We start from the raw sequence: 26,151 nt of genomic DNA, 5'->3' as shown, positions 1-26,151 counted from the left end.
CAGTAGGCTGTGGCGCCCGCGTATGGTGCGGGCTGGTCGGTGGGACCTGCGTTCCGGTCAAGTCTGAGCCATGGACCTTTCCAGCGCTATGCGCACCGGACCTGCGACATCGTCTACCGCCAGCCCGCAGCGTACAAACGACTCCTCCGCGAGGCTCTTCCACTGATCTGGAGTGGGCGTGTTGTCCTCCAGCAGTACGGTCTCCCACAAGCGCTGGAGAGCCATGGCCGTAGCAGGCTGCAGGGTTTGCCCGAGCTCCGTCACCGCTGTTCCCAGCACTTCGTAGGCGCTTGGGCGGGAGTCGTTCGGTATCAAGGGGTTCTGCATTCTGTCGAACAGAGCCCACACGTCGCGGGCGTTCCCGTGGCGCGGAGACTTACCCCGCTGCCGGCTCACCACGAGCACGCCCGCGATCGTAGCTGCCAACGCGTCTGGCCCCATCCAGTGAGCGGAGAACAAGTCCCTCCAGTACGGCTCCACCAACTCCCGGGCACGTTCCACCGACCCGGTCCACTCGTCGGTGTCCGCCCACGAGCGCCATTCCGTAACGCACCGATCAATGGCCATAAGAGGCAGCCTCCCGAGAGCGCGGGCGGTCGTCAAGAAGCAGCGCGGGTTGAGCATGATGCCGGGTTCCCGTAGGTCGGTAAGCCGCCGCTACCGTAGGCGACATGCCGACCTCAGTGCCCGCCCTGCTGCTGTTCGTGGTCTTGCTGCTGCCCGGCTTCGTCTACGTGTTGGTCTGGGAGCGCAAGGCGCCGCATCGGCGGCCGTCGACCTTCAGGGAGACCGCGCTGGTGGTGTTCGGCAGTGTGCTGGCCGAGCTGACCGTTCTCGCCCTGTTCTTTGCCTTCCGCGCGGTGGTGCCAGCGGCCACGCCAGATGTGGGCCGACTCGTGCGTGAGGGCAGCAGGTACGCCAGCGTGCACTGGGTTTCGCTGACCTGGTGGGGGATCGCCTTGCTTGCTGCGGCAACCCTCCTGGCTGCCCTCATCGGCAGGTGGGCGGCGGCCAGGCCCCACCCGTCTGCTCAGTCGGCGTGGTTCCAGCTCTTCGCAGACCGGCCCCGGCAGATGGCGGCCGCCTGCGGCGAGCTGCCCTCTGCCCGGGTGTGTTGTTTCCTGGACGACGGCTCCCAGTTCGAAGGTACTCTCGCCTGGTTTAACCAGCTCAGCGGCGACGTCACAGACCGCGACCTGATCCTCGTGGCACCACTGATCCGCTGGGACGAGACAGGCGGCAAGCAGGAACTGGCTGGACATGCCGTGTGCCTGTCGGCACGGTCTGTGCGGGCTATCCAGGTCTGCTACGAACTCCCGCCCCCGTCTGTGGCGGCGGGGGATGAACCCTCCGTCGACGTCGGCGCTGGGGCAGGCGAGGGCGCCGGAGCGGGCTCGACGATCAGCGATCCGGGCGGCGCGGCGGGCGTGGGCGCTGGCCAGGCCACCGGCAGCGGATAACCTTCCTTCACCTCAGGCGGCGGCGGGGTGGTCACCTTGGGCACGGGAGCCGGACGCTCAACCTGGGGTGCTGGGGCTTCGTGCGCGGACTTGCGGCGGGTCGCATCGGACATGCTCGATCTCCTATCCAGATCGGCCACGCCCCGGACCGTCGGGAGCGGTGCTGGGGCTTTGTCGGTATGCACCCTACTGGGCAATCACGCTGTGTACCCCGAGGATGGCTGTTGCGTGCTTCCTGGCGCTGAGAGAGTGGCGCCGAGCAGTGTCTCGATCTCGGCGTGGAAGGCTGGGCCCGGGCTCACCGAGTAGTCGGGCAGGTCCAGCGCCACCGTGGAGGCGTGCAGCCTGCACAGGTGTATGTGGACCGGCATGGTTCCGCGGTGTGCCCGCAGGATCCGGCGGAGTTCGCCGACCAGTCGCCGGTCGACGCGCCGCTCGTCGAGGTTGATCGTGACCGGAGTTGTTGGCGATGGCGGAGCGGCCGTCTCGGTTCCGCCGGAGGTGTCACCGGGTGGTTCGTCATCATGCAGGTGGCCCCAGTGGGTGCCGAGGATCTCGGCGTCGGCCACGATCGGCACTCCGCGGAAGGTGGTGGTCATGGCCTGCTGGAGGGCGTCGCGCAGCCGGTCGGCGTCGCCGTGGCGGGCTTGGATGATGATCTCGTCGTGGACGAACAGCCATAGTTTCGCTTCGGGGTGGCGGGTGGTGAAGGTGTAGACGGCGGCCAGCAGCAGGTCCCGGGCGGTGGATTGGACCATGTAGTTGCCGTTGGCGTAGCCGCGGGCGGGGTCGGCGGGGATGCGGCGGCCGCTCGGCGTGGTCACCACGCTTTTGCTGGCCAGGCGTTTGGTGTAGGCGATGACGTGGGGGTAGGCGGACTGCCAACGGGCGATCACCTGGCGGGCGATGTCGGGGGTGACGCCGGTCTGCGCGGCCAAGGCTTTGGCGCCGCCGCCGTACAAGGTGCCGAAGGTGCAGCGTTTGGAGATGGTGCGCTGTTCGGCGGTGAAGTGTTCGCCGTACATGAGGGCGGCGGTGGCATCGTGGATGTCGGTGCCGGAGGCGACCACGTGGGTGAGGGTGGGGTCGCCGGAAAGGGCGGCCGCCACCCGTACCTCGACCTGGGAGAAGTCGCAGGAGATGAGGACGTGGCCGTCATCGGCGCGAAAGCAGCGCCGCAACCTGGGGTCGTGCTTCTTCAACGTTTGCAGCGCGGGCGCGGTGATGCTCATGCGGGCGGTCTTGGCGCGCAGCGTGTTGATCTGCGGGTGGACGCGGCCGGCCGGGTCGGTGAACCGCAGGAAGCCCTTCAGGTTGGCGATCAGGTTGGATGTGCGGGCCATGGCCAGGCGCGCGTCGATCAGGTCGCGGGCCTGTTCGGCGAGCGCTGTGGCGTGCCGGTCCATCAGGATGGTGAGGCTGTCGGGAGTGACCTGCAGGCGGCCAGTGGGGGTGCGCGGCAGGTCGCGGTCGTCGATGTCGGCGTCGGCCAGCTGCTCGTCCAGCCAGGCGGCGAAGCGCGGGGAGCCGCCGGGGAAGCCGAGCGCGTCGGCGATGCGCTCGGCCGCAGCATCGTGCTGGGCGCGCACGTCGGTGAGCAGTCTGGTGGTGTAGGGGCGGTCCAGCAGCAGGCCGCGGATGGTGATGCCGGTGGCTTGGGCGGCCAGCCACTGCTCCATCCGCACCAGGTGGGTGAAGGCGCGGCACCGCTCGAGAAGCACGGGTAGGAGGCGGCGGACGTAGACGGCGTCCAGGCCCGCGTACACGACGTACGTTTCGTCGGTGGTGGGCAGGTGGTTCCAGCCCCATGTCAGCCAGGTGTTGCCCGCTCGATGGCCGGTTGGGGCGAGGGTGCGCATGCGGGCGTGTAGTGCCGTCTCGGCCTGGGCCAGGCCGTCGTCGAGGTGGCGGGTGGTGAGCTCTTTGAGGCCGTGGCCGGCGCGCTCGTCGGGGTCGATGAGCTTGGAGATCAGGTGGGTGTCGATGACGTGCTGGCCGAGCGCGATCCCGAACGCCGACCAGATGGCGAGCGGGTCGTAGGGGGTGTGGCTGACGAACCGGCGTTCGGGGTCGGCGAGCACCGCGGTCGCGGCGGCCCGTTGCGCCTCATCGGCCGGGTCGAGCACCCACGCCTCGGTTTCGGAGCCGAACTGCACCAGGCGGACGGTGAAGCCCGGGTCAAAGTGGCGCGGGCCTTTGTCGTCGATGGCGCTGGTTTCCACGTCCAGCCCGAGTAGCGTCTGGCCGGCGGTGAAGCGGGCGAAGGCGCCTGGGTCGAAGGTGGCCGGGCCGTGGACGGTCATGGTGTGACCGCCGTGGTGGCGCGTGTACGAAGCGGGCAGGCTGATGGCGGCGAGAGCGGTCATCGCGCCTCCTGCGGGTGGCAGCGGGGGCAGGTCCACAGCACCGGCGCCGTAGGCGGCAGTACCGTCGGGTGTCGGCAGGCCGCGCAGACGGGCGGGGTCGGGGCGGGCAGGATGGCGGCCAGCCAGGTGTAGCCGTCGCTGGTCAGCGCCGCGTCGCTGACGGCCGGGTCGGCGGAGACGTGGGCGAGGCCGGAGATCGACGGCGCGGCGTCGGGGCCGAGGGTGAACAGCGCGGGATGCTCAGGTGTGCTGGTGATCGCCATGTCGGGCGTCCCTTCAGAGTTGTTCGGTGGGTTTTTCGGTTCGGCGGTTCGGTGTCGCCGCAGGGTCCGTTACGTGGGGCGTCGCGCGTGTCTATAGGGCGGAGGGCTGAAACATCTCCGCATCTCCGCAACTCCGCATGATCTTGTTTGAGCTGGGGAAACGCTTGCGGAGATAGAAAATTCTGGAGTGACTCCATCTCCGCAAACGGGCTCTATCTCCGCAAATCTGCGGAGTTGCGGAGATAGAGCCTTGGTTGATCGTTTATCTCCGCAACCCATCTCTGCTGGTTGAGGGTGTGTTTGCGGAGTTGCGGAGTTGCGGAGATGTTTCAGCTCTTTCTGCGTCACGGCAGGCTTTCGGTCAGGCGTGGTCGGCATGGCATTCCACCCAGAACACGTTGCGATCGCCGCGGTCGTTCTTGCTGGTGCGCAGGACGTAGTCGCCGCGCCAGCGGCCGACTTGGCCGGCCAGGAGTCGGCCGAGGGAGAGCGGGTTGGGCAGGCGGCCGGTGTGGGTGGTGATGAATTGGCCGTCCCAGCGGTCGAGCTCGTTCTCGCCGAGGTGGTCGGGTTCGGCCGAGCGGCGCAGCTCGGCGGCGGTCTTGGGCTCGATGCCGTGCAGGGTGTGCCAGCAGGCCAGGAAAGCGCGCCAGCGGGTTTCGTCTTCGTCGATGCCACGCACGTCGGCGGCGTTGGCCAGGAATCCCTCGATGCCGTGGTGGGCCAGGAAGCCGCCCAGGTGCTGGGCCCAGGGGGTGAACTGGCGCATGTCCAGTCCGGCCGCGCGGGGTGCGCCCGCGCGGGTCCAGTCCAGGACCAGGATGAGCAGGTGCCATAGCACGGTGTGCTGGTTGGCCGGGCTGGTGATCCACTGGTCGAGGTGGGGGATGCCGAAGGTGGTCTGGTCGCGTTGCTCGGGGCGGGGCATGTTGGGGTCGAGGTGCACGCGGACGGTGCGGGAGGCCATGTCGCCGCCGACTTGGAGGTTGTTGCCGGTGGCCATCCACAACCGGTCGTTGACGCCGGTGATGTTGCGGGAGACGCCGAGCTGGCGGTCGGACCAGACGCCGGCGGTGACCAGCGCCGCGAGGGTGGCCGAGTCGATGACGGTGCCTTCGGCCAGGTTGTCCCAGATGACGACGCCGACCTGTTCGGTCAGAACGGCGGTGATGGCCTTGCGCAGTTCTTCTTCGGCATACGGCCAGGGCATGACGCGCTGGCCGTAGAGCATGCCGGGGCCGGCGGTGAGGATGCTCTTGCCGGAGGCGGGCATGGTGGCGTCGATGAGGGCGAACGGGGTCAGGGAGCGGGTGAAGTGGCGCAGGATCGGGGTGGCCAGCAGGGCGACGTAGTTGGCCCAGTCGGCGGCGCTTGACCAGGGGAAGTCGCGCAGGAAGCGCTCGAGCAGGAACTCGCGGGCTGCGGCTACCTGGTCGGGGGTGGGCTGGTCGGGGACTGGCGGGAGGGCGACCTTGGCGGCCAGGTAGAGGCCGGTCTCCTTGTCGTAGCCGGGTTCTTGCAGGAGGGTGCCGTTGCGGCGCAGGACGGGGGCGCCGATGACGCCGCGCAGGACGGGCAGCTTGGGCCAGGTCTTGCCGGCCAGCACGGCGGACAGGATGGCCCGGGGCGGGGTGACCTCCTCCTCATAGAGTTCCGAGCCGCCGTCAGGGGTTTTGCGGGAGCGCAGCCGGTAGACGTAGGCGTTCTCGGCCAGCAGGCCGGCGAGGTTGTCGGGGGTGAGCGGGCTGGCGGCCACGGGCAGCGGCGAGTCCTCGTCGGCGGCCGGGCTGGTCTGCCCGCCGGAGACGGTTTCGGTGTGGATCAGGGCGCCGCCGGAGACGTAGGTGTCGGGCAGCAGCCCGTCGGTCAGGGCGCCTTTGAGGACGCGGATGGTTTCCGGCCCGGAGCCGACCTGGACCGGGGTGGAGCTGGTCATGCGGGCACCCGGCGGGGGCGGTGGGCACCGGCGCGGAAGCCGGAGGCGATGGTACGCAGAGCCTCACGGCGGGGCTGGCCGACCTGCAGGGCGGCCTGGGCCAGCAGGTCGGTCATGTCGGCCTCGTCGAGGTCGCCGCCCGCCACGAGCTGGCCGAGCGCGACCGAGGCGCAGTAGAGGGCGTTGTTGTGGCCGTCGGGCGGGGACGCGGTCACCCGGCGCAGTTCGGCGGCGATGGCGGCATCCAGGTAGGCGCCGCGCCGGCCGCTGCGCAGCGGAACCCGGACGGGCTGTTGGGGTGGCAGCGGGGCCGGGCGCAGCCGGTCGGCCAGCCAAGCCGGGAGCGGCTCCGGGTCGACGGCGTGCAGCACCTGATACGGGCCGGTGCCGTCGGGCAGGTCCACGTGGCTGCCGGGGCCGACGACGAACCCACCGACCGCGCGGGTGTCGATTTTCCAGCCGAGCCCGTTGCCGCGGTCTCCGGAGGTGTTGCCTAGGGCCGGGCCGTCCGGGGCGGTGAAGTACAGGTGCAGGCCGCCGCGGCGGGTGAGCACGGAGAAGGTCTCCAGCGGCACCGGCTGCCCGGCCTGGCCACACAGCACGGCGAAGACGTCGGCCCCGTCGGTGATGCCGGGCCGGGCCCACTCGGGCGGCGGCCGCTCGCCCGGTTTGGGCATGTCAAGGTCGATCACGACCAGGTGGGAGGGGCCGCAGGCGATGCCGATGTTGTAGGGGTGGCGGGCCCAGATCCGGCGGATCACCACGGGGTCGGTGGTGGCCAGCCGCCTCCAGCTCATGCCCTCCAGCGGCGTCTTGTCGCCGGGAGTGAGCGGGAAGACATGCCAGCCGCGAGCGGCGGCGGCCAGGGCGTACGGCAGGGGCGGGCAGTGGTCGCGGGTGCGGGAGGCGATCATCCTGCGCAGGCGCCTTTCCTGTGTGGGTGGTGCGGAGTGGAACATGGACGGGCGCTCCCGGAGGGTGCCGAGAGCTGGCCTGGTCAGAACGGGGGTTCGTCGCTGGCCCACGGGTCGTCGGCGGGCGCGCCGTTGCCGCTGCCGTGGAGGCCGGTGCGCTCTGCCTTGACCGGTTTGGCGGTGGCGAAGCGCAGGCTGGGGCCGATCTCCTCGACGGTCAGGTCGGTGGCGGTGCGCTTGATCCCGTCCTTGTCGTCGTAGCTGCGGGTGCGCAGCCGCCCGGAGGCGATGACCCGGGTACCGCGGATGAGGGACTCGCAGACGTGCTCGGCCAGGTCGCGCCAGGCGGTGCACCACAGGAACAGCTGGTCACCGTCCTGCCACTGGTTGGTCTGCTTGTTGTAGGCGCGGGCGGTAGAGGCGACGGTGAAACGGGCCAGCGCGACGCCGGCCGGGGTGTAGCGCATCTCGGGGTCGTCGGTCAGGTTGCCGATGATGGTGATCGTGGTCTCGCCAGACATAGCGGATTCTCCTGTGCGTTCAGTAGCGATTGGTAGTTGCCCGAAATAGCTGGTTGACGACTGATCTGCGGAGGTCTTAAGGCTCAGAGCGGGCGCTGTCTTCGGCGCGGTGGGCGCCACTGCGTCGGCACCAGACCGGACGGCTGGTAGAGCGGGTGGACTGGCTGGCCGTCGCCAGCGATGCGCAGGCACACCAGATCGAGGGGCTCCAGGAGCGCCGCGACGTGCGCCGAGCGCCCGCGCAGGTTCGGGTAACGGCCGGTGCCCCAGGCGACGACGACGCTGCGCACGCCGTCCCACCAGCTCAGCCAGGCATCGTTGTCGGGGCCGACCGGGTCGTGGGCGGCGAGGAGGTCGGCGGGCTGGGTGGCGCGCAGCGCGAACAGGTTCCGCACGACGATGCCGTCGTATCCCCACGCTCGCGCGTAGGCGATGCAGCGTCGGATAGTGGGGTCGTTGTGACTGGCGTCGGCGGTGGACGGGTTGAGCATGACCCAGGCGCACAGGGCGGGCTCCGGCTTAGATCTCCAGATGCGCCACAGGGTGTAGCGGTACTGGCCGTCGATGACGGCGCCATGCGAGCCGTCGGGGAAGAGAGTGTCCTGGTGGTCAACGACTTCCGCCTGCGCCGCCCGGTCAGGCGGCCGGGATGCCGGGCTTGCTGGCCCGCTGGCGCGGCGCTCGAGGAAGTCGGCGTACGTCATCGCGCCCTCCGCAGGCCCCGGAACGGGCGGACGACTACACGGCCGTCGGGGTAGCGCACGGCGACGTTGCGGGGCGCCCCGGATGGCGGGGCGGCCCACGTGAGCCAGGCAGGGACGGGCGCCAGCGGTCGGGCCCTGGATGGCAGCACGAAGGAGCAGACGACCGTCACGGGATCGCCGTGGAGCAGGTACCGGCGGCCGTTCATGCGACCCTCACGGCCATGGTGAGGTTGCGGTAGGCGCCGTCCTCGGAGGTGATCAGGGCGGGCTGATGCGGTTCGGTCATGCCGATGTCGGCTTGTCCGTCGATCGCGTTGAGGGCGTCGAGCAGGTACTTCGACTGGAAGGCGATCTCGATGTCGCCGTCCAGTTCGCAGGCCACGACGTCGCTGCCGCGGCCGATGTCGGCACCGCCGGCCTGCACGAGTACCTCACCCGCGGTGAAGGACAGGCGGATGGTGGTGTTCCGCTCGGCGACCAGCGCCACCCGCTTGACCGCATCGACTAGGGCGGGGGCGTTCACCCGGGCGACGATGGGCGTGTCGATGCCGAGGCGACGGCGGTAGTCGATGTACTCCTCGTCGAGGAGCCGGATGGTGCTCTGCCGCGTGTCGGTGGTGAACGCGGCGAGTTGATCGTTGAACGCGAGGGTGACCGGGCCGTGGCCGAGGTCGCGGGCGATGTCGTGCAGGATCCGCCCGGGCACGAGCTTCCCGATACTGCTAGCGGACGCGGGCCGCCAGGACAGGTCGCGGAGAGCGATCCGGTACCGGTCGGTGGCGGCCAGGGTTAGCGTGTCGCCGTCGGCGTCGACCCGGATGCCGGTCAGCATCGGCAGCGTGTCGTCAGTGCTGCAGGCGGTGACGACCTGGTGAATGGCAGTGACGAACACGTCGCCGTCCACGGTGCCGGCGGGTTCTGGCGGCTCGGGCAGGGCAGGGAAATCGTCGGCGGGCAGGGTGGGCAGCACGAACTCTGAGCGGCCACATGTGAGCGTGGCCTCGGTGTCGGTGGCGGTCACCTCCACGAACACGCCGGTAGGCAGGCTCTTGGCGACCTCGGCCAGCACGCGGCCGGGCAGCAGGACACGGCCGGGCTCGGCGACGTCCGCGGCGGCGTGGCTGCGGTGGGCGATGTCGTAGTCGAACGCGGATACGGTGATCCGGTCGTCGGCGGCCTCCAGGAGCAGACCGGACAGGACGGGGATGACCGGCCGCTGCGGGAGGGAGCGGGCGGCCGCAGTGACGGTGCCGGCCAGCAGTTTCGGGTCGATGCTGAGTTTCATGGCGTGGTGTCCTCCTCCTCGCCGAAGATCTCGGCGTAGAGAGTCGGGTCGTGCCGGTACAGGCACGTTGGGCAGGTGCCGGGCTGGCGCGGGTCGAGCCAGCCAGCGCCCTCGCGCGGGTCGGCCTCGACGTCGAGCAGGTCGTCGCAGTCGGCGTAGAGGTGGCCGACCATGACTATGTGGCCTGCGGTGCCACTGGCGGCGACGTCGACACCACCCGAATACCAGGGGCGAATCCAGGAGACGCTGTCCGGTTGCACAGGGGCGGGTGTGGTCGTCGTCATGCTCATGGCAGTCGCACCTCCAGGTAGAGGCGGACCTGCCGGGAGATGCCGCGGCAGGGGTAGGGGGCGGAGGTTTCGATGATGTTGAGGACACGGCCGATTTCGGCGGCGGCGAGCTCGACCTCGTCGGGCAGGCCAGTGATACGGATCTTCATGGTGTTCTCCAGGCGTGGGTCGTGGTGGCGGCAGCCCAGCACGCCCATGCGCGCGGGTAGATGCTGGTGGTGCTGGCCGCCGTCGTGCCCGAGGGAAGTGCGGGCACGACGGCGGCGCTGTGGCTGCGGATCATCGGGTTCACGACCGTTCCAAGGTGCTGATCACGGGTGTCACGATGCGGTTCATCTCCGTCACCAAGGCATTGACGTGGGTGCGGGCCAGGGCCGCCAAGTCGGTGGGCGGGCTCGGGGGCAGGGTCGGCAGCGGGCGGGTGGGTAGCGGGAACACCAGGGCGGCACTGGCCATCAGGAAGTGCGCGCCGTCGGCGAGCTGTTCGCCGCCGGGGTCCAGGTAGCGGACGGTGTCGGTGCTCCAGTTGGGTTCGGTGGGCCAGTCCCGCCACCAGGTGTCCTCAGTTCGCCAGTCGCGGGAGGCGGCCAGCGGCTGCGGCCAGGGCGTGACCAGGTCGGCGGTGCCGATCAGGGAGCCGTCCCAGTCGTTGACGTCCACCCGGGCGGACAGCAGCCGCGGGTGGAAGCGGACGTAGCCGGGCGCCATGATGGGGCTGGTAGCCACCCGCCACGCCGTGGCCGCGAACCGGGCCTGCCCCGTCTCCTGCCAGTCCCACGCCTCGCCGAAGCGATCGGCGCGGTCGCGCACGTAGAAGCCGTAGCGGGACACGCTGTCGCTGGCCGCCTCGCGGTCGTAGTCGGTGTCGACCCAGAACGCGCGCACGGAAGCGTTCATGAGCTGAGCACCCCCATCGCGAAGTCGCGCAGCTCGGCGATGACCGTCGCGGCGTCCCGCTCGTCCGACCAGCGGCCCAGCGATTCGGTGTACGCCTCGTCGTGGTCGAGCGCCAGCCAGTCGATGAGCGCGTCAGCCGTGTCGAGCACCAGCCGCCACGAAGGGCTACGGAAGCTGTCCGGGTCGTCCTCCCATGCCTCCGGCGGGTAGCCGCACACGAGCGCGATGGCGCCGAGCAGGCAGACGGGCGCCTCGCGCGGTGGGAGCGGGCTCTGCGGGTCGAGGTAGTAGTCGCGGGCGAGGCCCTGCCGTTCGATCAGGTCGGCGACACCCAGTGCCACGCTGGCGGGTGTCAAGGTCAGGCTGAGGGTCATGGCGTGTCTCCACGGGAGAAGAGGTCTGGGAAGGGCGAGAATGCGCCGCCGGGCAGGCGCTCGTCACCGATGCGGTTGATGGCGCCTATTGCCGTAGCGGTAGCGGCGGACCGGAGTGTCGTCGGGGGCGACCCCTCGGTCGCGGACGCCCGGTACGAGCTCGGCCACTCCCTCGGCGACCAGATCTCGCATGACTGCGTGCACGGAGTACGTGTGGTCGGTGTGCAGGCCGAGCTTGCGTTGCAGGTCGTATGCGCTGAACACGACCCCGGGCCACTGCTGAAGGTGGGCGATAATGCGCGGCCGCAGCTCAGCGGACCGCTGCCCCCACCAGGAGTCGATCCCGGCGTCCTGCCGGTAGAGGCGCTGGTAGCGCTGGACGGTGCCGAGGGACACGCCCATCCTCTGGGCGATCATCCCCGGGTGCACGCCGTCAGCACGCAGTTCGAGGTACTCCTCGTAGCGGGCCTGCGCCTTGGCGAGCCACTTCTCGCGGGCGGTCTGCATGGCACGGCCACGGGCGGGCGGCGCATAGCCGGGCCGCTCGTCGCGGAGTCGGACGTCCCATCGCCGGGCCTGCTCGTATGACACGCCCATGCTTTCGGCTGTCTGCGCGATGGTGGCACCCTGCTGCCGGAGCTGAGCAAATTCGTCTCGCCGGTCGGCGGCCTGCTGGGCGTACTTGGCGCGAGATCTGGCCGCTCCGCGTTGGCGGGCCAGCGTGGCGGTGCTTTTGGCGGTCACCCCTCGCCTCCGTCTCGCAGGTAGAGGCCGGAGGTGTCGTTGAACGCCAGATCGAGCTGGACGGCTGCGGCCTGCACGCTGCTGAGTGCTTCGGCGATGCTCAATCGCGCGTCTCCTGCGGCCTGTCTGGGGTCGCCTCCGCTGCTGTCGGCGAGGTCGCCATCCTCGAAACGGCCGAGGCGCTGGCCAAGCTGCTGCAGCAGTTGCTCCATGCGCTGAATGCCTGTGCGGAGGCTGCCGAGCACGTCATGCACCGTGCTGGGGTAGGTGACTCCGTCGCTGGTGCGGGTGGCGTAGTTGAGGACCCGCACTGTCTCGGCGAAGGCGTTGGCGACGTGCCTGGTGTTGTCGTCGGAGTGCGGGCCGTCGGGGTCGAGATGGAAGTCAGCCACAGGACACCTCGCTGTCCTGGCTGGCCAGCCAGTCGGCCTTGCGGATGCACAGCACGTCGTCGTCTTCGCGGACCGGCAACGTCCCGGAGATCGGGGTCGTGTCGTCTTCGGCGTCGGCCTGCCGCCAGAAGATGTTCAGCCGGCCGGGGGCGGGCTGTCCGACTGCGGTGATGGTGGCGACGATGCCGTCGACGGGGATGAGGTGGTCGCGTCGTACGGCGGTGGCGTCGACGGGGACGGTGGGCAGCTTGGTCTTCCTCATCGCGCACCCCCGGCGAACCAGTGCGTCCGCTGCCAGTCGAGGACGCCGTACGTCTGGCCGAGCAGGGCGATCTGCGAGGTGATCTCGTCGATCAGCTTGAGGGCCTCGCCGCCGAAGCGTCGGACCGGCCGGTCGAGATGGTCCCGGCAGACCCGTTTCACGTGCGGAGCCTCGGCCACAGCCTCGCTGGTGCAGCCCTTGTAGCCGCACTGTCGGTCATCGCCGTACAGCCCGTACGAGATGCCGTTCAGGTAGCCGACCAGGCAGATGCGGCACTTGCTCGGGTACAGGCATTGCGGCATGTCGCAGCCGCGGCACATCGTGCGCGGGTGGTCTCCGTCCGGTCCGCCGCTGCTGCTGCTGCAGTAGCGGCAGGCTCCCGGGCTGCTGTTACTGCTCTTGCGTCCCCATCTGCCGTGCTCCAGGTCGCCGCTCGCGGCACGGCCCTGCAGCAACTCGGTGATGGCGGAGGCGAGGTCCTGCGGTTCAACGTCGTCGCACTGGTCGATCGGACTGCCCTGCAGCGTGAGCAGCGCGACCTGGCCTTTGCGGTTGCGGCTGCGCGGCAGTTCGATGCGATAGCCGAGCCGGATGGCCCGCGCCATCTCGCGATGAACGCTCTTGGGTACGGAGAGCCTCACCGAGTCACCGCCAGCGCGGTCTCGACGTAGGTGGCGCCGTACGTACCCGCGATGCCGCGCGCCAGGTCCTCGATGGTGACGTCGTAACCCCACTCGGTGTAGTCGGCGACGTGCGCGTCCGTGATGTTGCACACCTTGGCGAGGCGGCCCGCGTGCCGCTCGACGACCACGAGAGTGGCGTCGTCGGGCAGCTCGGTGCCGTACCTCAGCTCGGGCGTGATCCGCTCGACGGTGATGGAGTGGGGTACGTCCGCCAGTTCCGGCCGCTCATCCGTGTGCTGACACGGCGACAGCGTGACCTTGGGGGCCTCCGCGATCAGCCGGTCGGCGAGCTGGCGCAGCACTGCCACCTGGCACCGGCCGAGCGTGCCGTCCCACGCCACGTCCTGCATGGCGGCCCGCTCCGCGTCGGTGATGTCGCTGTCGCAGCAGGTCATGCGGGACGTGAGGCTGTGCACGAGCCACATGTCCTCGTCCCACGCCTTGCCGTCGGCGACGCGACGCAGGGCGGCGGCATCGTGCGCGGCCAGCCATGCGTCCTGCACGTCTTCGTCGATGACGGGCAGCAGGTCGTGGTCGCCGTGAACGCCCATCAGGTGCGTGGCGAGCCCGTCGGGCAGCGGCAGGGCGGCGGTGCCGTTGGCGAGCCTGGACAGCAGCATGCGGGTGATGCCGCGCAGGCCGAGCTCGTAGGTAAGGTGAGCGAGCGCCTGCCGGTCGCGCGGGTTGAGGCGGGTGCAGTGCGGGCTGACCGCGTTGCGGATGGCCTCGCTGACGTCGAGGACGTCGAAGGAGCCGAGCACGCTAGTGTGCCGCGCCCTCTCAGGTGTCGCTGTCATGATGGTCATGTCCGTGTCCCTTGCAAGTCGGGGATGTTGGATCAAGTGAGGTCAGATTCGGGCGGGCTCATCCGGTCGCGACGGGTGGGCCCGCGGTCGTTGAAGAGGCAGCGGGAGCTCCGCTGGCGAGGCTGTCGTCGGCGAGCCCCAGTAGGTCGAGCAGGGCGGCCTTGGGAACGACGTAGGCGGCACCGAGTCGCAGCACCTTGCAGGGAAACGCGCCCTTGCGCGCCAGTTCGTGGCTCTTGGTACGGCCCATGAGGAGTGCTTGTCCCGCAGTGACCAGCGGAACGGCCACAGGGAGGGCACGCACCTGTTCTTCGGTCAAGCCCTGCACGGTCATCGGTTGACGTCCTCTGCCAGGCGGTCGATCGTCTGCGGGCTGAGTCTCGTCATGACGCCTGCTCGCGCTCTGCGGTACAGGCCAGGGCGGCGATTTCGCCGAGGGCGGGCGGGTTGCGCAGCACTGAGCGGATGTCCACTGTGAGGACGGTGGCCAGCCGGTAGAGGACCTCGAAGGAGACGTCCTTGTGCTCGTTCTCGATGTTGGCGACGTGCGGGTAGGTGATGCCGGCGCGCTCGGCGAGGTCGCGCCGCTTCAGGCCCGCCTTACGCCGGAAGTCTCGGATCGCGGCGCCGTTTTGCTTCGGTCGCATCACCGATTCTTTCCTATTCTCTCCTACTTCCATGGGCTGAAGATAGGAGACTTCGAGAAGTGGCGTCAAGAGAGATAGGAGAGAACAGGCAAATACTGTCCTCGTGGCTCTACCCGCCAACTATTCAGCGACCCTGGATGAGACCTGCGGCCATGGGCGCTCTTCTCCTTGCCGGAGCTCGCTTGATTGTTCCTGTCACCTTCGACACGATGGCGTCATGGGTGCCCAGGATCTGCAGCGGCTCGCGCGCTACGTCGTCCGTCGACGTACCTCGCTGGGCTTCAAGTACCGAGAAGATTTCGCGACGGCGACAGGACTGTCGACCCGTACTCTCGGCGACGTCGAGAGAGCCCGCCGACAGGTCAGCGACGCGTCGGTGGCCGTCGTAGAGGAACGGCTCGGCTGGAAACCGGGTTCGTTCGAGGCGATCCTTGAAGGCGGTGAACCGGAGATCATTACGACTGCAGAACCGGAGCAGGGACCGGACCGTTCCGCGCTGGACTCCCTCGTTGGCGATGACCCGGGCTTGCAAGCCGTCTGGACCGGCCTGCTGGCGATCGGGGAACTCACGGATGAGGAGCGCATCCACGTCATAACGTTGCTCAAGGCGCTCCGTGAGGCCGGCGCCCTCAGCGGCAAGGCGTCCCGAGGTGCTGCGACCCAGCCGGCCAGCAGCACCCGGTGATCGCCTCGCCGGGGAAGCAGCTGGCCCGACGAGTGAGCACGAGCATCTGATTCCATCGGCGGTGGCCGTCACCACGCGGGTTAAACGCCAAGACACACCGGCGGGCGAGACGACAGAGGGGACGTCGCTATGACGGGCAACGGCTTCAAGCGCTGCAAGTGTCGCGATGAGACCGGCCGCGAGTTCGGTGTGAAGTGCCCGAAGTTGCGTCGCAAAGACGGCTCGTGGAACCCGAATCACGGATCCTGGTACGGCAAGGAAGAGGTGCCTGCCGGGCCAGACGGGAAGCGCATCTATCTGCGGCTTGGTGGGTTTGCCAGCGAGACGGACCTGGCCCTGTTCTACTCGCAGGCTGGCCGCCTACTCGACATCCCAGACGCTGGCCCGGAAGGGCACGAGGCGCGGATGGAGATCCTCGGCATGATCCGGGCAGCCCACAAGAAGCAGGCGCCGCTGCCGGAGTATGAGGACGTCCACCGCAAGTTCAAGGCGGGCCAGCCGCTCCAGTCGATGACGTTCGGCGAGTACTGGACGTCATGGGAGGCTCGGCGTCGGCGACTCGGCGACATCCGCAAGTCGACGCTGCTGGGCTACATCAGTCACCACGACGTGCACATCGGGCCGGTCCTGGACGACGTCCGCCTGGACCGGCTGTTCGCTCCTACCGTCGAGCAGGTGTTCACCCGGATCGACGAGAAGAACGCCGAGATTTTCGCCGCGCGCAAGTCGGACGATCCCGAGGTGCGGAAGGCCGTGCGCGGCAAAAAGCTGACCGGGCCGACGACGAAGCTGCGCATCAAGGCCACGATCCGGACCGTGCTGTCCGATGCCATGCGCGAGCACCTGGTGACGTTCAACGCCGCCGCGCTGGTGAGCCTGGCCGCGGGCAAGAAGCCGAAGGGCATGGTGTGGACCAAGGCGCGCGTGGAGGCGTTCAACACAGCGTTCCAGAAGCGTCTGGCGGCCGTGCGTGCCGACCCGGAGTTGCCGTCCACATCGGCCGTGAAGGTCTGGGCGAGCACCGACCTGCGACCTTCACCGGTGATGGTGTGGACGCCCGCGCAACTCGGCGTATTCCTCGACCACGCAGTGGCCGACCGGCTGTACGCGCTCTATCACCTGGTCGCGTTCCGCGGGCTGCGCCGCGGCGAGGCTTGCGGCGCCCGCTGGGTAGACCTCGACTTCGAGGACGGCGTCCTAGCCGTGGCCAAGCAGCTCACGATCGTGGGCCGGGAGGTGGAGGAGGGCGACCCGAAGACGGAATCCTCGGACGGAATCGTCGCGCTCGACAAGGGCACGCTGGCCGTTCTGCGGATTCACCGCAAGCGGCAACTCGCGGAGAAACTGAGGTGGGGTCGGGATTGGCAGGACACCGGCCGCATCTTCACCCGCGAGGACGGCTCGGAGCTGAAGCCGGACTGGGTGAGCGAGCAGTTTGAGCGCGTCGCGTTCGCGGCCGGCGTGCCGCCGATCCGGCTGCACGATCTCCGCCATGGTGCGGCGACACTTTCGCTGGCGGCCGGGAACGACATGAAGACCACGTCCGCGATGCTGCGGCACGCGAGCCTCGCGATCACGTCCGACTTGTACACCACGGTGCTCCCAGAGGTGGCTCACGCGGCAGCCGAAGCGAGCGTCGTTCTGGTGCCTCGCGCGGCCGCGATGGGAGACCCGTCCGAAACTGGCGGTCTCCCTTCGGTCTCCCCGATCCACTCCGCCGACCCATCGGATCTCGAACAGAAGTAGAACGCCCAGGTCAGACCGGTCATAGAAAGCGCGCCCTGCAGGATTCGAACCTGCGACCGTCGGATTAGAAGTCCGGTGCTCTATCCAGCTGAGCTAAGGGCGCTCGAATTCGGCCTCTGACCAGCATGTCAGCCGACCAGAGGAGACGGTAGCATAATCATACGCCGATCGAACAGTATCGGATTTGGAGGGACCATGGCACGATCCCGAAGACAGATGCCCTCTTCGCCTCCCCTGCTCGACCTGGTGCCCTCCTGGGAATTGTCCCTTCAGGCGGCTGACAAGTCACCCGGAACGATCCGGAGCTACCTCGACAGCGTACGCGTCCTGGCCCGGTTTCTCTCCGAGCGCGGGTTGCCCGTGGAGGTGGAGGCGGTCGACGCCGCGAACGTGCGCGCGTTTCTCGATGCCAGTACGGCCGCGACCAGTTCCGGGAACGCGCGTAAGCATTTTCGCAACCTGCGGGTGTTCTTCAACTGGCTGATCGCGGAAGAGGAGCGGATCTCGGGGACGCCCATGGACGGGATCGATCCGCCGAAAGGGGCCGGTCGGACGGTCGAGTTGCTGGCTGACCGGGAGCTTGAGGCACTGCTGGAGGTGTGCTCCGGAGGGACCTGGGTGGATCGTCGGGATACCGCGATCATGCGGGTGCTCATGGACAACGGGATGCGGCTGTCCTGGCTGGCCGGGCTCCGGCACGGTCCTGCCGGTGATCAGCGGGACACTGCTCAAGGGGATGTGTTGTTGGATCGGCGGCTGCTGCGGATCGTCCGTAAGGGTGACGACGCGCATCTGGTGCCGATCGGGCCCAAGACCGCGGCGGCGATCGATAGGTATCTGCGGGCCCGTACGCGGCATCCGCACGCGGCCTCGCCCTGGCTCTGGCTTCCGGTACGCGGCATCACGGCCGAGGGTGGGGAGCGGCGGCTGACCGCTACGGGCATCCAGCAGATGCTGGAACGGCGGGGTCGGGAGGCGGGGATCCCTGGGCGGCTGCATCCGCACCGGTTCCGGCAGACGATGGCCGACGACTATCTGGAGAAGGGCGGCGATCCGCTCGACCTGATGCGGATCACCGGGTGGAAGAGCGTGGAGATGGCACGCCGCTACCTCAGCGCCGCGGCCGAACGCCACTGAACCTCAGCGCCGACTGCCTCCCGTACCGGACCACCAGCAACAGCACGTCAGTCCGTCAGGGCGATCACCACCCACATGAACGCCGCCCCCGCCACCGTGGCCAGCAGCGTCGGACCCGCCGCGCGGCTGGTGGTGTGGGCCTCCGGCAGGATGTCCGACGTCGCCAAGTACAACAGAAACCCGGCGAACATCCCCAAATACGCCCCCAGCACCCCCGCCGGTATCGCGATCAGTGATGTCAACGTAGCCCCCGTCACCGGCGCCAGAGCATCCAGGCCCAGCAGGATCAGCGCCCGGCGGCGCGCGTTCCCGTACAGGGAAGTGATCGTGTACGTGTTGAACCCGTCCGTGAAGTCGTGCGCGATGACGCCGATCGCGACCGCGACCGCGAGCGTGGTGTCGGTCTGGAAGGCGGCGCCGATCGCGGCGCCGTCGAGGAAGCTGTGGACGACGAGCGCGGCGCCGGCGACGAGGCCGACGCCCGCGTGCGAGTGGCGGTGTGAGGCGTAGTCGCCTTCGTGGGCGTCGTGCATGCCCATCGAGCGTTCGACGCTGTGGATGCCCAGGAACGCCAGCGCGAACATCAGCATCGGCACCGGCACCCCGCCCAGCTGAGCCGGGTCGCGGGAGAGCGCCTCCGGCAGCAGGTCGAACGCCACCACGCCGAGCATGACGCCGGCGGCGGCGCCGAGGACGAGGTGACGGCGTTCCTTGACCCGATGCGCGACCAGCCCGCCGAGCAGCGTCATCAGGAATGCCGCGAACGACAGCATGATCGGCATGAGGCTCCAGGCTAGGGGGCGCGTGCGCGTCACAGAGTCGCGACACGCTAAAACGCCAGGCAGCGGGCACGCTAAACGCCAGGCGGGAGGGGTGCAAAAGGGTCTAAGCTTTCTCGGCATGGTCGCGACGCTCCTGCACGAGATCCCCTTGCAGGGCGGGGACGTGACAGACGGGGTGGTCCGGGTCGGTGACACCGTCCGCAGACCGGCGAGCCCGTCGACGCCCGCCGTGCACGCCCTGCTCCGCCACCTGGAAGCCGCCGGGTTCGAGGGCGCGCCGCGCGTCGTGGGCATGGACGGGCTCGGGCGCGAGATCCTCACCTATATTCCGGGTACGACCGGGCTCGGCCTGGTGACGGTCACCGACGAGGCTCTGGTACGGCTGGCCGAGCTGCTGCGCGACTTCCACGACGCGACCCAGGGCTTCCCGCTGACGGGCGGCGGATGGAAGGGCGGTTCGAACGACGACGCCGCCCCGGAGGTCATCGGCCACTGCGATTTAACCCTGCAAAACGTGATATTTCGCGATGGAAGGCCCCAGGCACTGATCGACTTCGATCTGGCCCGGCCGACGACCCGGCTGTTCGATGTCGTCACGACGCTCAGGCACTGGGCCCCCATCGGCGACCCGGTCGACCTGGCGCCGCTCCAGCGCGGGCTGGATGTGGGGGCGCGGCTGCGCCTGTTCTGCGACGCGTACGGGGTGCCGCCGCGTGATCGCCGACGGCTGCTGGAGCTGGCCAGGCTCCGGTTCCAGCGCTCGTACACGGTCATGCGCGACCGGGCGGCGACGGGCGGGAGCTGGGCCAAGATGTGGGCGGGCGGCGCGGGCGAGCGCATCCGCCGGGCGGCCGCCTGGCTGGACAAGCACGAAGATAGGCTCCATGCGCATTTGGTCAGTTAAGTCCCGCCCAACTCAAGACACCTCCAGGCCGGTGGGCATCGCGTTGGGCGTGGCGCTCGACGCCGTCATCGGCGACCCGCGCGCGGCCCACCCCGTCGCGCTGTTCGGGCGTGCCGCCACCCGGCTGGAGCGGGCCCTTTACCGAGACGCCAGGCCGAACGGCGTCGTCCACGTCGCCCTCTGCGCGGGCGCGGCCACGGGCTTGGGCGTCCTCACCGAACGCGTGGCGAACCCCGTCGCCCGTACGGCGTTGACGGCCGTCGCCACCTGGGCGGTGCTCGGCGGCACCACGCTGGCCCGCGAGGGCGCCTACCTGGCCGCGGCGCTGGAGGACGACGACCTGACCAGGGCCCGCGCCCGCCTCCCCCACCTGTGCGGCCGCGACCCCGCCGCGCTGGAGGCGCCCGAGATCGCCAGGGCCACCGTCGAGTCACTGGCCGAGAACGCCTCCGACGCCGTCGTGGCCCCGCTCTTCTGGGGTGCCGTGGCGGGCGTCCCGGGGCTGCTGGCCTACCGGGCGGTCAACACGCTGGACGCGATGATCGGCCACCACTCCCCCCGCTACGAACGCTTCGGGTGGGCGGCGGCCAGGCTCGACGACGTGGCCAACTACCTGCCGGCCCGGCTCACGGGGTTGATCACCGTACTCGTCGCCCCGAACCGGGCTCGGGCGCTGGCCGTACTGCGAAGGGACGGGCACCGCCATCCCAGCCCGAACGCGGGCAGGTGCGAGGCCGCGTTCGCCGGGGCGCTCGACGTCACGCTGGGCGGCACGAACGTCTACGGCGGCAGAACCGAGCACCGGCCGACCATGGGCGACGGCCCTAAGCCCGAGCCGGCGGACGTCCGGCGCGCGGTGCGCCTCACCCGCGCGGTGAGCCTGACCGCCGCCGGAGTCGCGGTGCTGACCGCCTGGGGCCTCCGCCGCCGCTCCTGAAAAGCCGGCCGATGAAAGCCGACCGGTGAAAGCCGACCGATGACGCCATCCCGACCCGGTCCGGCGGGTCCGGCTCAGTCGTGCGGCAGAAGCAGGAGAAGGGCAGGCAGCCCGGCCAGAGCGGCCATGAGGACGGCGGTCAGTGTGAGGTCGCCACTGGCCAGGAGCGGGGCGACGGCGGCGGCGCCGACCGGCGGAGTGGCCTGCATGAGCGTACGGAGCACGCTGAACGCGCGACCGCGCAGGGCGGGCGGGATCAGCTCCATGCGCAGCGACTGGGCCCAGACGGTCATCACCACGCCCGCCGCCCCGATCAGCAGGAACCCGGCCGCGAGCACCCACCGATCGGGTACGGCCGGCAGCGCCAGGAATCCGGCCGCCGCCACGAGCTGCGCCAGCCCGATCGCCCGCATCCGGCTGACGTTCGGCTTCCACGACCCGGCCAGGAACCCGCCCGCCAGCTCCCCCACCGACAGGGCGCTCAGCAGCAGCGCCAGCGTGGCCGGGCCGCCGGGCAGCCGGTCCTTGGCCAGCCACGGACCGGCGACCAGCACCAGGGCGCCCTCGGCGATGTTGAACGCCATGAACGCCAGCGTCGTGCGCACCAGCGCCCGATCGCGCAGCAGGTGGCCGAGGCGCGGCCGGCCCGTCTCCGGCGTCACGTGCGGCCGCAGCGGCGTGCGGACCAGCAGCGCGGCCACGGCGAAGCACAGATAGCTCACCGCGTCGAGGGCGAGGACGTTCACCGCGCCGATGGCGTCGATCAACGTCCCGGCCAGGGCATAGCCCACGATTCCGGACACGGCGTACGCCAGGGACTCCAGCGCGTTGGCCTTGTCGAGCGCGTCCGGCTCGACGAGATCCGGGATGGCGGCGGGCACACCGGCCATGGGTACCATCTTGAGCAGGCCGTGCAGGGCCGCCACGACGAACGGCAGCCACCCCGGCACGCCGCCCAGCACGGCCGTCAGCGGCACGGTGGCCACCGCGAAACCCCTGATCAGGCTGTCGGCGGCCAGCACGTGCCGCTTGTCGAAGCGGTCGAGCAGCGGGCCCACCGCCAGCCCACCGGCCAGCACCGGAACGGTGTAGCAGGCGGCCAGCAGGCTGAGCGCGCCGACGCCGCCCGGCCCGTTGAGCACCAGCCAGGACAGGGCCACGAGCGTCATGCCGTCGCCGACCAGCGAGATGGACGAGCCGATCCACAGCCTGCGGAAGTCGCGCGCGGCCAGAACGGTGAGCGTCATGCCGCGGCCCACAGGTGGTGCAGGGCGTAGGAGCGCCAGGGGCGCCAGCTCGCGGGCGCCTGCCGTACGTGCTGGGTGGGCAGGAAGACGTCGGGGTCGGCGAGCGCGCGCATGCGGATGTAGGCGGCGGTTCGCTCGTCCACGCCGGGTACGGCGCGCAACTGCCGCTCGGCCTCGTCCCGATCGGCGCCCGGATCGAGCGTGAGCCGCCCGGTGACCAGCGCCTCGGCGATCGGGACGATCTCGGCCAGCGCCGCCATCGGCGGGAACAGGTGGGTCACGGCCCCGGCCGGGCTGCCCAGCGGCTCGCCGAAGCGTTCGACCAGTTCCGCCAGCTCCTCCCCCTCCCCGCACACCGCGCGTACGGCCAGCTCAGCCGGGTCCACGTGGCCCGGCGCGCGCAGCCCTGGACGGGCCGTGACCAGCGGGGCGAGCAGCGGGTCCGCGCCGAGCACCTCCTGGACCTCGCGCGGGTCGGCGTCGAGGTCGAGCAGCACCCGGCATCGCCGCACGGCGACGGCCAGGTCCCTGACGTCCGCCAGCAGCAGCTCGCACCGCATGTGCTCGCCGCCGTCCGTCACGCTCACCACGGCTGTCCCGTACGGCAGGCGCAGCGATCTTCGGTAGAACGCGGCCCCGCCCTCCTCGACGCCGGGCACGGCCCGCGCGGCCAGGTAGGTGAACAGCGCCTCCGCGTCCAGCGGCGGCCGGTAGGCCAGCCGCACCTCGACCCGGATAGACCGCGCTCCTTCCGCGGAGCCCCGCTCAGTCGCGGGGCCCGGCCGGTTTGCGTGGTTCCCTGCGGCACCGGACCGCAGCTCGGCCGCGGGGCCCGGCCGGCTTCCGTGGTTCCCGGAGGTGCGGGACCGCAGCTCGGTCGGCGTCAGCCCGTACAGCTGCCTGATCGTCTGGTTGAACTGCCTGATGCTCGCGAACCCCGCCGCGAACGCCACCTCCCCCGCCCCCAACCCCGTCGACTCCAGCAGTACCCGCGCGGTCTGCGCCCGCCGCGCCCTGGCCAGCGTCTGCGGCCCGGCGCCCAGCTCGGCCAGCAGGAGCCGGTGCAGCTGCCGCTCGCTGTAGCCGAGCCGGGCGGCCAGCCCCGAGACGCCGTCCCGGTCCACCAGCCCGTCGGCGATCAGCCGCATCGCCCGGCCGGCCACGTCGGCCCGCAGGTTCCAGTCGGGCGAGCCGGGCGCCGCGTCGGGACGGCAGCGCTTGCAGGCCCGGTGGCCCGCCTGCTGGGCGGCCGCGGCCGAGGGGTAGAGCCGCAGGTTCTCCGGTTTGGGCATGACCGCCGGGCAGCTCGGCCGGCAGTAGACGCCCGTGGTGACGACCCCGACGAAGAACCGCCCGTCGAAGCGCCGGTCGCGGCTCCTGAGCACCGCGTACAGATTGTCCGCATCCATCACCCGACCCACTGTGACGTGGCCCGGAGCGCGACGGCTAGCCACGATCGGACGTCAACGACAGTGCTAAAGAAGCCCGGTACGGCGGGCCAGTGCCGCCGCCTCGACCCGGGAGGCCACGCCGAGCTTGGCCATGATGTTGGACACATGCACGCCCGAGGTCCTGGCCGAGATGAACAGCCGCTCGGCGATCTGCCTGTTGCTCAGCCCCTCAGCCACCAGCTCCAGCACCTCCAGCTCCCGCGCCGACAGCCCAGGCTCGGCCGTCAGGCGTACCCGGCCGCTGGCCGCCGCCGCCTCGACCTCCTGCCGCAACGGCGCCGAGCCCAGCCGCTCGGCGATGGCGGCGGCCTCACGCAGCAGCTCGCGGGCCGGCTCCGGATCCTGCTCGGCCGCCCTGACCAGGGCCTGCCCCAGCGCGTACGGCTGGCCGACCGTCCGCCAGGCGGCCACGGCGGCCGCCCAAGAACCCCCGCACTCGGCCTCGAACGTCGCCCGGTACGCCTCCTGAACCCGCCCCGTCGTCTCCATGCCCTCGGGCGCCCGGCGCACCCGGCCCGTACGCGCGGCGATCACGAGCAGCGGCCAGGCGTAGCGGCGGCTGAGCGTCAGGTCGTGCGCGGACAGCACATGATCGGCCAGCCGCCCGGCCCGCGCCACGTCACCGGAGGCGACGGCCAGCCTGCCTTCGAGCAGGTCGGGCTCCAGGCACGAGTCGTAGCCGCGCGAGCGCCCGCGCATCAGCGGCCTGGCCCGATCCAGAACGTCGGCCGCCTCCTCCAACGAGCCCTCCCTTACCGCGACCGTGCCGAGCACCATCAGCAGCCAGGCCCGGTGGATCGGCGGCGGGTCGAGCGCCAGGGCCGCGTCGATGACCTCGCGCGCCTCCTTCCAGCGGCCGAGGGAGGCGAGGGGTTCGGCCAGGTTCGCGGCGATGTGGGCGCCGCGCGAGCGGGCCATGCCCAGGCGCTTGGCCTGCGCCATGCCCCGGCGCGCGACCGCCTCCGCCTTGGCGTGCTCGCCCGCCGCCTCCAGCACGTCGGCCTCACCGGCGTACGCGGCCAGCAGCGTGTCGTCGTCGGGAGCGGCGGCCCGCGCCTCGGCGTGCAGTCGCGACGCGGTCGCCAGGTCGCCTTCGAGCGCGGTGAGCGCGGCCAGCGTGACCAGGGATCTGGAGTCGCCGAGCGCCAGCGCGTCCTCAGCATGGGCACGGGCCTCGGCGTCCTGGCCGTTCCACGCCAGCGTGTTGGCCAGGGCGCCGATCAGCCGGGCCTCGCGCGGCGCCAGCCGGATAGCCTCCCGCAGGTCCGCCAGCCCCTCCTCGCCGAGCAGGTCGCGGATGGCCACGCGCAGCTCCAGCAGGTGGGCGGCCCGCAGCGGGTCGCGTACCTCGTCCAGCGCCCGGCTCGCGAGCTCCTCGGCCCGCTCGGCGTCACCCGCGTGCAGCGCGTCCTTGGCGGCCAGCTCCAGCACCGCCGCGTGATCCATACCGCTGTCAGGCGGGTCGGACTGATCCCACAGTTCCAGTACGCGCTCCCACCGGCCCGCCCGCCAGGCGGCTTCGAAGGCGCGGCGCCGGTCGCCCGCCGCGTACCAGTGGTCGGCGGCCAGCTCGGGCCGCGCCTCGGCGCAGCGGGTGTGCAGCCGGATCCGCTCCCCCGGCAGCAGGTCGTCGTAGACGGCGTCCCGGATCAATGTGTGCCTGAACGCGTAGCCGTCCCCGTCCACCAGCAGCAGCCGAGCCCGGACGACCGGCCGCAGCGCCTCGTCGAGCGCCAGATCGTCCAGCCCCGCCACGGCCCGCAGCACCTCGTGCGGCGTCCAGCTCTCGCCGTACGACGGCGACACCGACGCCGACACGGCGGCGATCCGCAGCACGTCCAGACTGGCCCGGCCGAGCCGCTCGGCTCCGGCGAGCAGCAGCTCGCGCAGCGACGCGGGCGTGGTGGCGGTGCCCGCGTCGGCCAGCGCCTCCACGAACAGCGGGTTGCCCTCACTACGCGCCACGATCCGGTCGAGGTCGGCACGTCCAAGCGGCGCGACCCGCTCGCCGTCAGTACGCCCAAGCGACGTGACCTGCTCGCCGTCGGTGCCGCCGAGCATGCGCGCCACCTCGTCGCGGCCCAGCGGCGGGACCTTGAGTACCTCGGCCATGGGCAGGCGCAGCGGCTCGCGCGAGGTCGCGATCACCAGCACGCCGGGCCGCGTCAGGTTGCGCAGCAGGAACACCAGCAGGTCGCGGCTGGCCTGGTCCGCCCAGTGCAGATCTTCCAGTACGAGGACGACGGGCCGCCGCTCGGCCGCCCGCTCGACCAGCAACAGCACCTCCTCGAACAGCCGAGCCCGCCCCAGCTCCGGGTGCTCCTCCAGCTCGCCGAGCTCGGGCAGCAGCCGAGCCAGCCCCTTCCGGCCGCCGCCGGGAACGAGCTCGGCACCGTACTCCCGGATCAGGCGGCGCAGCACCGGCACGAACACCGCATATGGCATGCCGCCCTGACCACCATGCACGGCCGCCGTCTGAAGGGCTGTCCCCGGGTCGGCGCCGCCCTCGGCCACCAGCGCGTCGACGCCGCGCGCGAACTCGCGTACCAGGGCCGATTTGCCGATGCCCGCCTCTCCGACGACGAGCACCGCGCCCGGCGTGCGCTCCAGGGCGGCAGCCAGCGCGACGAGCTGCTTCTGACGTCCGACGAACACACCTCTAATTATTATGAAGAGGCGGCTACGCATCATGCCGGATGTGCCTAGGACGCGCCTCCG

At 70.5% G+C, this 26,151-nt stretch carries 30 protein-coding genes and 1 tRNA gene; 6 read left to right on the top strand and 25 right to left on the bottom strand.

All coding sequences use genetic code 11. From position 1 onward, the window contains the following. Nucleotides 1-57: 57 nt before the first annotated feature. Entirely contained in the window at nt 58-624 is a 567-nt protein-coding gene (locus ACQP2T_RS13430; RefSeq protein WP_433516474.1) for a hypothetical protein, read from the bottom strand. Between the two features lie 47 nt (nt 625-671). On the opposite strand from ACQP2T_RS13430, the gene ACQP2T_RS13425 reads away from it, so the two are divergent. Then, complete coding sequence (locus ACQP2T_RS13425) at nt 672-1,460, top strand: DUF6338 family protein (RefSeq protein WP_433516473.1); 789 nt, start codon at nt 672-674, stop codon at nt 1,458-1,460. A gap of 197 nt (nt 1,461-1,657) precedes the next feature. On the opposite strand, the gene ACQP2T_RS13420 is transcribed toward ACQP2T_RS13425, so the two are convergent. The 19 genes from ACQP2T_RS13420 to ACQP2T_RS13330 all read right to left on the bottom strand — a co-directional run bounded on the left by ACQP2T_RS13420 (nt 1,658) and on the right by ACQP2T_RS13330 (nt 14,544). Further along, complete coding sequence (locus ACQP2T_RS13420; protein WP_433516472.1) at nt 1,658-3,826, bottom strand: DNA polymerase; 2,169 nt, start codon at nt 3,824-3,826, stop codon at nt 1,658-1,660. Beyond that, nucleotides 3,823-4,089: a hypothetical protein gene (locus ACQP2T_RS13415; RefSeq protein WP_433516471.1), complete on the bottom strand. Its 267-nt coding sequence runs from the start codon at nt 4,087-4,089 to the stop codon at nt 3,823-3,825. Before ACQP2T_RS13415 ends, ACQP2T_RS13420 begins: the two co-directional genes overlap by 4 nt. Nucleotides 4,090-4,450: 361 nt before the next feature. After that, a complete protein-coding gene (locus ACQP2T_RS13410) occupies nt 4,451-6,025 on the bottom strand; it encodes a hypothetical protein (protein WP_433516470.1) in 1,575 nt (524 codons plus the stop codon). Continuing rightward, nucleotides 6,022-6,939, bottom strand: a complete 918-nt coding sequence (locus ACQP2T_RS13405) for a bifunctional DNA primase/polymerase (protein WP_433516469.1) — start codon at nt 6,937-6,939, stop codon at nt 6,022-6,024. The genes ACQP2T_RS13410 and ACQP2T_RS13405 overlap by 4 nt, the downstream gene beginning before the upstream one ends. Nucleotides 6,940-7,022: 83 nt before the next feature. Beyond that, nucleotides 7,023-7,460, bottom strand: a complete 438-nt coding sequence (locus tag ACQP2T_RS13400) for a single-stranded DNA-binding protein (protein WP_433516468.1) — start codon at nt 7,458-7,460, stop codon at nt 7,023-7,025. An 83-nt stretch (nt 7,461-7,543) separates the two neighbouring features. Beyond that, nucleotides 7,544-8,164, bottom strand: a complete 621-nt coding sequence (locus ACQP2T_RS13395; protein WP_433516467.1) for a DUF1643 domain-containing protein — start codon at nt 8,162-8,164, stop codon at nt 7,544-7,546. A gap of 202 nt (nt 8,165-8,366) precedes the next feature. Beyond that, nucleotides 8,367-9,449 (bottom strand): DNA polymerase III subunit beta, encoded by a 1,083-nt coding sequence (gene dnaN / locus ACQP2T_RS13390; RefSeq protein ID WP_433516466.1) that lies wholly within the window; start codon nt 9,447-9,449, stop codon nt 8,367-8,369. Beyond that, complete coding sequence (locus tag ACQP2T_RS13385; RefSeq protein ID WP_433516465.1) at nt 9,446-9,739, bottom strand: hypothetical protein; 294 nt, start codon at nt 9,737-9,739, stop codon at nt 9,446-9,448. The genes dnaN and ACQP2T_RS13385 overlap by 4 nt, the downstream gene beginning before the upstream one ends. Beyond that, complete coding sequence (locus tag ACQP2T_RS13380; RefSeq protein ID WP_433516464.1) at nt 9,736-9,888, bottom strand: hypothetical protein; 153 nt, start codon at nt 9,886-9,888, stop codon at nt 9,736-9,738. Before ACQP2T_RS13380 ends, ACQP2T_RS13385 begins: the two co-directional genes overlap by 4 nt. After that, nucleotides 9,885-10,031, bottom strand: a complete 147-nt coding sequence (locus ACQP2T_RS13375; protein WP_433516463.1) for a hypothetical protein — start codon at nt 10,029-10,031, stop codon at nt 9,885-9,887. The genes ACQP2T_RS13380 and ACQP2T_RS13375 overlap by 4 nt, the downstream gene beginning before the upstream one ends. Next, entirely contained in the window at nt 10,028-10,636 is a 609-nt protein-coding gene (locus ACQP2T_RS13370) for a hypothetical protein (RefSeq protein ID WP_433516462.1), read from the bottom strand. The genes ACQP2T_RS13375 and ACQP2T_RS13370 overlap by 4 nt, the downstream gene beginning before the upstream one ends. Further along, nucleotides 10,633-11,010: a DUF6197 family protein gene (locus ACQP2T_RS13365; RefSeq protein WP_433516461.1), complete on the bottom strand. Its 378-nt coding sequence runs from the start codon at nt 11,008-11,010 to the stop codon at nt 10,633-10,635. Before ACQP2T_RS13365 ends, ACQP2T_RS13370 begins: the two co-directional genes overlap by 4 nt. A gap of 63 nt (nt 11,011-11,073) precedes the next feature. Beyond that, nucleotides 11,074-11,754: a hypothetical protein gene (locus ACQP2T_RS13360; protein ID WP_433516460.1), complete on the bottom strand. Its 681-nt coding sequence runs from the start codon at nt 11,752-11,754 to the stop codon at nt 11,074-11,076. Next, nucleotides 11,751-12,146 carry a hypothetical protein gene (locus ACQP2T_RS13355; protein WP_433516459.1) on the bottom strand — a complete coding sequence of 132 codons (396 nt, stop codon included), beginning with the start codon at nt 12,144-12,146 and terminating at the stop codon, nt 11,751-11,753. The genes ACQP2T_RS13360 and ACQP2T_RS13355 overlap by 4 nt, the downstream gene beginning before the upstream one ends. Beyond that, nucleotides 12,139-12,408 (bottom strand): hypothetical protein, encoded by a 270-nt coding sequence (locus ACQP2T_RS13350; protein WP_433516458.1) that lies wholly within the window; start codon nt 12,406-12,408, stop codon nt 12,139-12,141. The genes ACQP2T_RS13355 and ACQP2T_RS13350 overlap by 8 nt, the downstream gene beginning before the upstream one ends. Then, a complete protein-coding gene (locus ACQP2T_RS13345) occupies nt 12,405-13,049 on the bottom strand; it encodes a hypothetical protein (protein ID WP_433516457.1) in 645 nt (214 codons plus the stop codon). The genes ACQP2T_RS13350 and ACQP2T_RS13345 overlap by 4 nt, the downstream gene beginning before the upstream one ends. Beyond that, nucleotides 13,046-13,897 (bottom strand): hypothetical protein, encoded by an 852-nt coding sequence (locus tag ACQP2T_RS13340; RefSeq protein WP_433516456.1) that lies wholly within the window; start codon nt 13,895-13,897, stop codon nt 13,046-13,048. The genes ACQP2T_RS13345 and ACQP2T_RS13340 overlap by 4 nt, the downstream gene beginning before the upstream one ends. Before the next feature lie 58 nt (nt 13,898-13,955). Continuing rightward, nucleotides 13,956-14,216, bottom strand: a complete 261-nt coding sequence (locus ACQP2T_RS13335) for a DNA-binding protein (RefSeq protein ID WP_433516455.1) — start codon at nt 14,214-14,216, stop codon at nt 13,956-13,958. Nucleotides 14,217-14,280: 64 nt separating this feature from the next. After that, nucleotides 14,281-14,544, bottom strand: coding sequence for a helix-turn-helix domain-containing protein (locus ACQP2T_RS13330; RefSeq protein ID WP_433516454.1), 264 nt, complete (start codon nt 14,542-14,544; stop codon nt 14,281-14,283). A 217-nt stretch (nt 14,545-14,761) separates the two neighbouring features. On the opposite strand from ACQP2T_RS13330, the gene ACQP2T_RS13325 reads away from it, so the two are divergent. Together ACQP2T_RS13325 and ACQP2T_RS13320 are read left to right on the top strand one after the other, a co-directional pair. Then, the gene (locus tag ACQP2T_RS13325) at nt 14,762-15,229 is read left to right on the top strand and encodes a hypothetical protein (protein ID WP_433516453.1); all 468 of its coding nucleotides are present in this window, start codon (nt 14,762-14,764) and stop codon (nt 15,227-15,229) included. Between the two features lie 129 nt (nt 15,230-15,358). Further along, nucleotides 15,359-16,975, top strand: coding sequence for a tyrosine-type recombinase/integrase (locus ACQP2T_RS13320; RefSeq protein WP_433516452.1), 1,617 nt, complete (start codon nt 15,359-15,361; stop codon nt 16,973-16,975). A gap of 29 nt (nt 16,976-17,004) precedes the next feature. Here ACQP2T_RS13320 and ACQP2T_RS13315 read toward each other — a convergent pair. Next, nucleotides 17,005-17,078, bottom strand: a tRNA-Arg gene (locus ACQP2T_RS13315). Between the two features lie 92 nt (nt 17,079-17,170). On the opposite strand from ACQP2T_RS13315, the gene ACQP2T_RS13310 reads away from it, so the two are divergent. After that, nucleotides 17,171-18,112, top strand: coding sequence for a tyrosine-type recombinase/integrase (locus ACQP2T_RS13310; protein WP_433516451.1), 942 nt, complete (start codon nt 17,171-17,173; stop codon nt 18,110-18,112). A gap of 47 nt (nt 18,113-18,159) precedes the next feature. On the opposite strand, the gene ACQP2T_RS13305 is transcribed toward ACQP2T_RS13310, so the two are convergent. Next, nucleotides 18,160-18,894, bottom strand: a complete 735-nt coding sequence (locus ACQP2T_RS13305) for a ZIP family metal transporter (protein WP_433516450.1) — start codon at nt 18,892-18,894, stop codon at nt 18,160-18,162. A gap of 118 nt (nt 18,895-19,012) precedes the next feature. Between ACQP2T_RS13305 and ACQP2T_RS13300 the strand changes: the two genes are divergently transcribed. Then, nucleotides 19,013-19,798: an aminoglycoside phosphotransferase family protein gene (locus tag ACQP2T_RS13300; RefSeq protein ID WP_433516449.1), complete on the top strand. Its 786-nt coding sequence runs from the start codon at nt 19,013-19,015 to the stop codon at nt 19,796-19,798. Between the two features lie 31 nt (nt 19,799-19,829). Then, nucleotides 19,830-20,735, top strand: coding sequence for a cobalamin biosynthesis protein (locus tag ACQP2T_RS13295; protein WP_433516448.1), 906 nt, complete (start codon nt 19,830-19,832; stop codon nt 20,733-20,735). Nucleotides 20,736-20,809: 74 nt separating this feature from the next. Here ACQP2T_RS13295 and ACQP2T_RS13290 read toward each other — a convergent pair whose 3' ends face one another. The 3 genes from ACQP2T_RS13290 to ACQP2T_RS13280 all read right to left on the bottom strand — a co-directional run bounded on the left by ACQP2T_RS13290 (nt 20,810) and on the right by ACQP2T_RS13280 (nt 26,088). Then, on the bottom strand, nt 20,810-21,982 hold the full coding sequence (locus ACQP2T_RS13290) for an MFS transporter (RefSeq protein WP_433516447.1): 1,173 nt from the start codon (nt 21,980-21,982) through the stop codon (nt 20,810-20,812). After that, nucleotides 21,979-23,391, bottom strand: a complete 1,413-nt coding sequence (locus ACQP2T_RS13285; protein ID WP_433516446.1) for a DNA-3-methyladenine glycosylase 2 family protein — start codon at nt 23,389-23,391, stop codon at nt 21,979-21,981. Before ACQP2T_RS13285 ends, ACQP2T_RS13290 begins: the two co-directional genes overlap by 4 nt. Before the next feature lie 66 nt (nt 23,392-23,457). Beyond that, nucleotides 23,458-26,088 carry an ATP-binding protein gene (locus tag ACQP2T_RS13280; protein ID WP_433516445.1) on the bottom strand — a complete coding sequence of 877 codons (2,631 nt, stop codon included), beginning with the start codon at nt 26,086-26,088 and terminating at the stop codon, nt 23,458-23,460. Between the last annotated feature and the right edge of the window lie 63 nt (nt 26,089-26,151).

Source organism: Nonomuraea sp. CA-143628, assembly GCF_050942315.1.
In the GTDB taxonomy this organism is placed as follows: Bacteria; Actinomycetota; Actinomycetes; order Streptosporangiales; family Streptosporangiaceae; genus Nonomuraea.
This window is presented reverse-complemented; position numbering and strand designations above follow the sequence as displayed.

What these genes read in the sequence shown, in the direction of transcription:
- ACQP2T_RS13285 (WP_433516446.1), bottom strand. Translation starts at nt 23,391, where the DNA reads ATGGATGCGGACAATCTGTACGCGGTGCTCAGGAGCCGCGACCGGCGC.
- ACQP2T_RS13425 (WP_433516473.1), top strand. Translation starts at nt 672, where the DNA reads ATGCCGACCTCAGTGCCCGCCCTGCTGCTGTTCGTGGTCTTGCTGCTG.
- ACQP2T_RS13300 (WP_433516449.1), top strand. Translation starts at nt 19,013, where the DNA reads ATGGTCGCGACGCTCCTGCACGAGATCCCCTTGCAGGGCGGGGACGTG.
- ACQP2T_RS13385 (WP_433516465.1), bottom strand. Translation starts at nt 9,739, where the DNA reads ATGAGCATGACGACGACCACACCCGCCCCTGTGCAACCGGACAGCGTC.
- ACQP2T_RS13405 (WP_433516469.1), bottom strand. Translation starts at nt 6,939, where the DNA reads ATGATCGCCTCCCGCACCCGCGACCACTGCCCGCCCCTGCCGTACGCC.
- ACQP2T_RS13340 (WP_433516456.1), bottom strand. Translation starts at nt 13,897, where the DNA reads ATGACCATCATGACAGCGACACCTGAGAGGGCGCGGCACACTAGCGTG.
- ACQP2T_RS13410 (WP_433516470.1), bottom strand. Translation starts at nt 6,025, where the DNA reads ATGACCAGCTCCACCCCGGTCCAGGTCGGCTCCGGGCCGGAAACCATC.
- ACQP2T_RS13365 (WP_433516461.1), bottom strand. Translation starts at nt 11,010, where the DNA reads ATGACCCTCAGCCTGACCTTGACACCCGCCAGCGTGGCACTGGGTGTC.
- ACQP2T_RS13305 (WP_433516450.1), bottom strand. Translation starts at nt 18,894, where the DNA reads ATGCCGATCATGCTGTCGTTCGCGGCATTCCTGATGACGCTGCTCGGC.
- ACQP2T_RS13380 (WP_433516464.1), bottom strand. Translation starts at nt 9,888, where the DNA reads ATGAAGATCCGTATCACTGGCCTGCCCGACGAGGTCGAGCTCGCCGCC.
- ACQP2T_RS13350 (WP_433516458.1), bottom strand. Translation starts at nt 12,408, where the DNA reads ATGAGGAAGACCAAGCTGCCCACCGTCCCCGTCGACGCCACCGCCGTA.
- ACQP2T_RS13420 (WP_433516472.1), bottom strand. Translation starts at nt 3,826, where the DNA reads ATGACCGCTCTCGCCGCCATCAGCCTGCCCGCTTCGTACACGCGCCAC.
- dnaN (WP_433516466.1), bottom strand. Translation starts at nt 9,449, where the DNA reads ATGAAACTCAGCATCGACCCGAAACTGCTGGCCGGCACCGTCACTGCG.
- ACQP2T_RS13430 (WP_433516474.1), bottom strand. Translation starts at nt 624, where the DNA reads ATGCTCAACCCGCGCTGCTTCTTGACGACCGCCCGCGCTCTCGGGAGG.
- ACQP2T_RS13325 (WP_433516453.1), top strand. Translation starts at nt 14,762, where the DNA reads ATGGGTGCCCAGGATCTGCAGCGGCTCGCGCGCTACGTCGTCCGTCGA.
- ACQP2T_RS13415 (WP_433516471.1), bottom strand. Translation starts at nt 4,089, where the DNA reads ATGGCGATCACCAGCACACCTGAGCATCCCGCGCTGTTCACCCTCGGC.
- ACQP2T_RS13290 (WP_433516447.1), bottom strand. Translation starts at nt 21,982, where the DNA reads ATGACGCTCACCGTTCTGGCCGCGCGCGACTTCCGCAGGCTGTGGATC.
- ACQP2T_RS13400 (WP_433516468.1), bottom strand. Translation starts at nt 7,460, where the DNA reads ATGTCTGGCGAGACCACGATCACCATCATCGGCAACCTGACCGACGAC.
- ACQP2T_RS13310 (WP_433516451.1), top strand. Translation starts at nt 17,171, where the DNA reads ATGGCACGATCCCGAAGACAGATGCCCTCTTCGCCTCCCCTGCTCGAC.
- ACQP2T_RS13330 (WP_433516454.1), bottom strand. Translation starts at nt 14,544, where the DNA reads ATGCGACCGAAGCAAAACGGCGCCGCGATCCGAGACTTCCGGCGTAAG.
- ACQP2T_RS13370 (WP_433516462.1), bottom strand. Translation starts at nt 10,636, where the DNA reads ATGAACGCTTCCGTGCGCGCGTTCTGGGTCGACACCGACTACGACCGC.
- ACQP2T_RS13320 (WP_433516452.1), top strand. Translation starts at nt 15,359, where the DNA reads ATGACGGGCAACGGCTTCAAGCGCTGCAAGTGTCGCGATGAGACCGGC.
- ACQP2T_RS13395 (WP_433516467.1), bottom strand. Translation starts at nt 8,164, where the DNA reads ATGACGTACGCCGACTTCCTCGAGCGCCGCGCCAGCGGGCCAGCAAGC.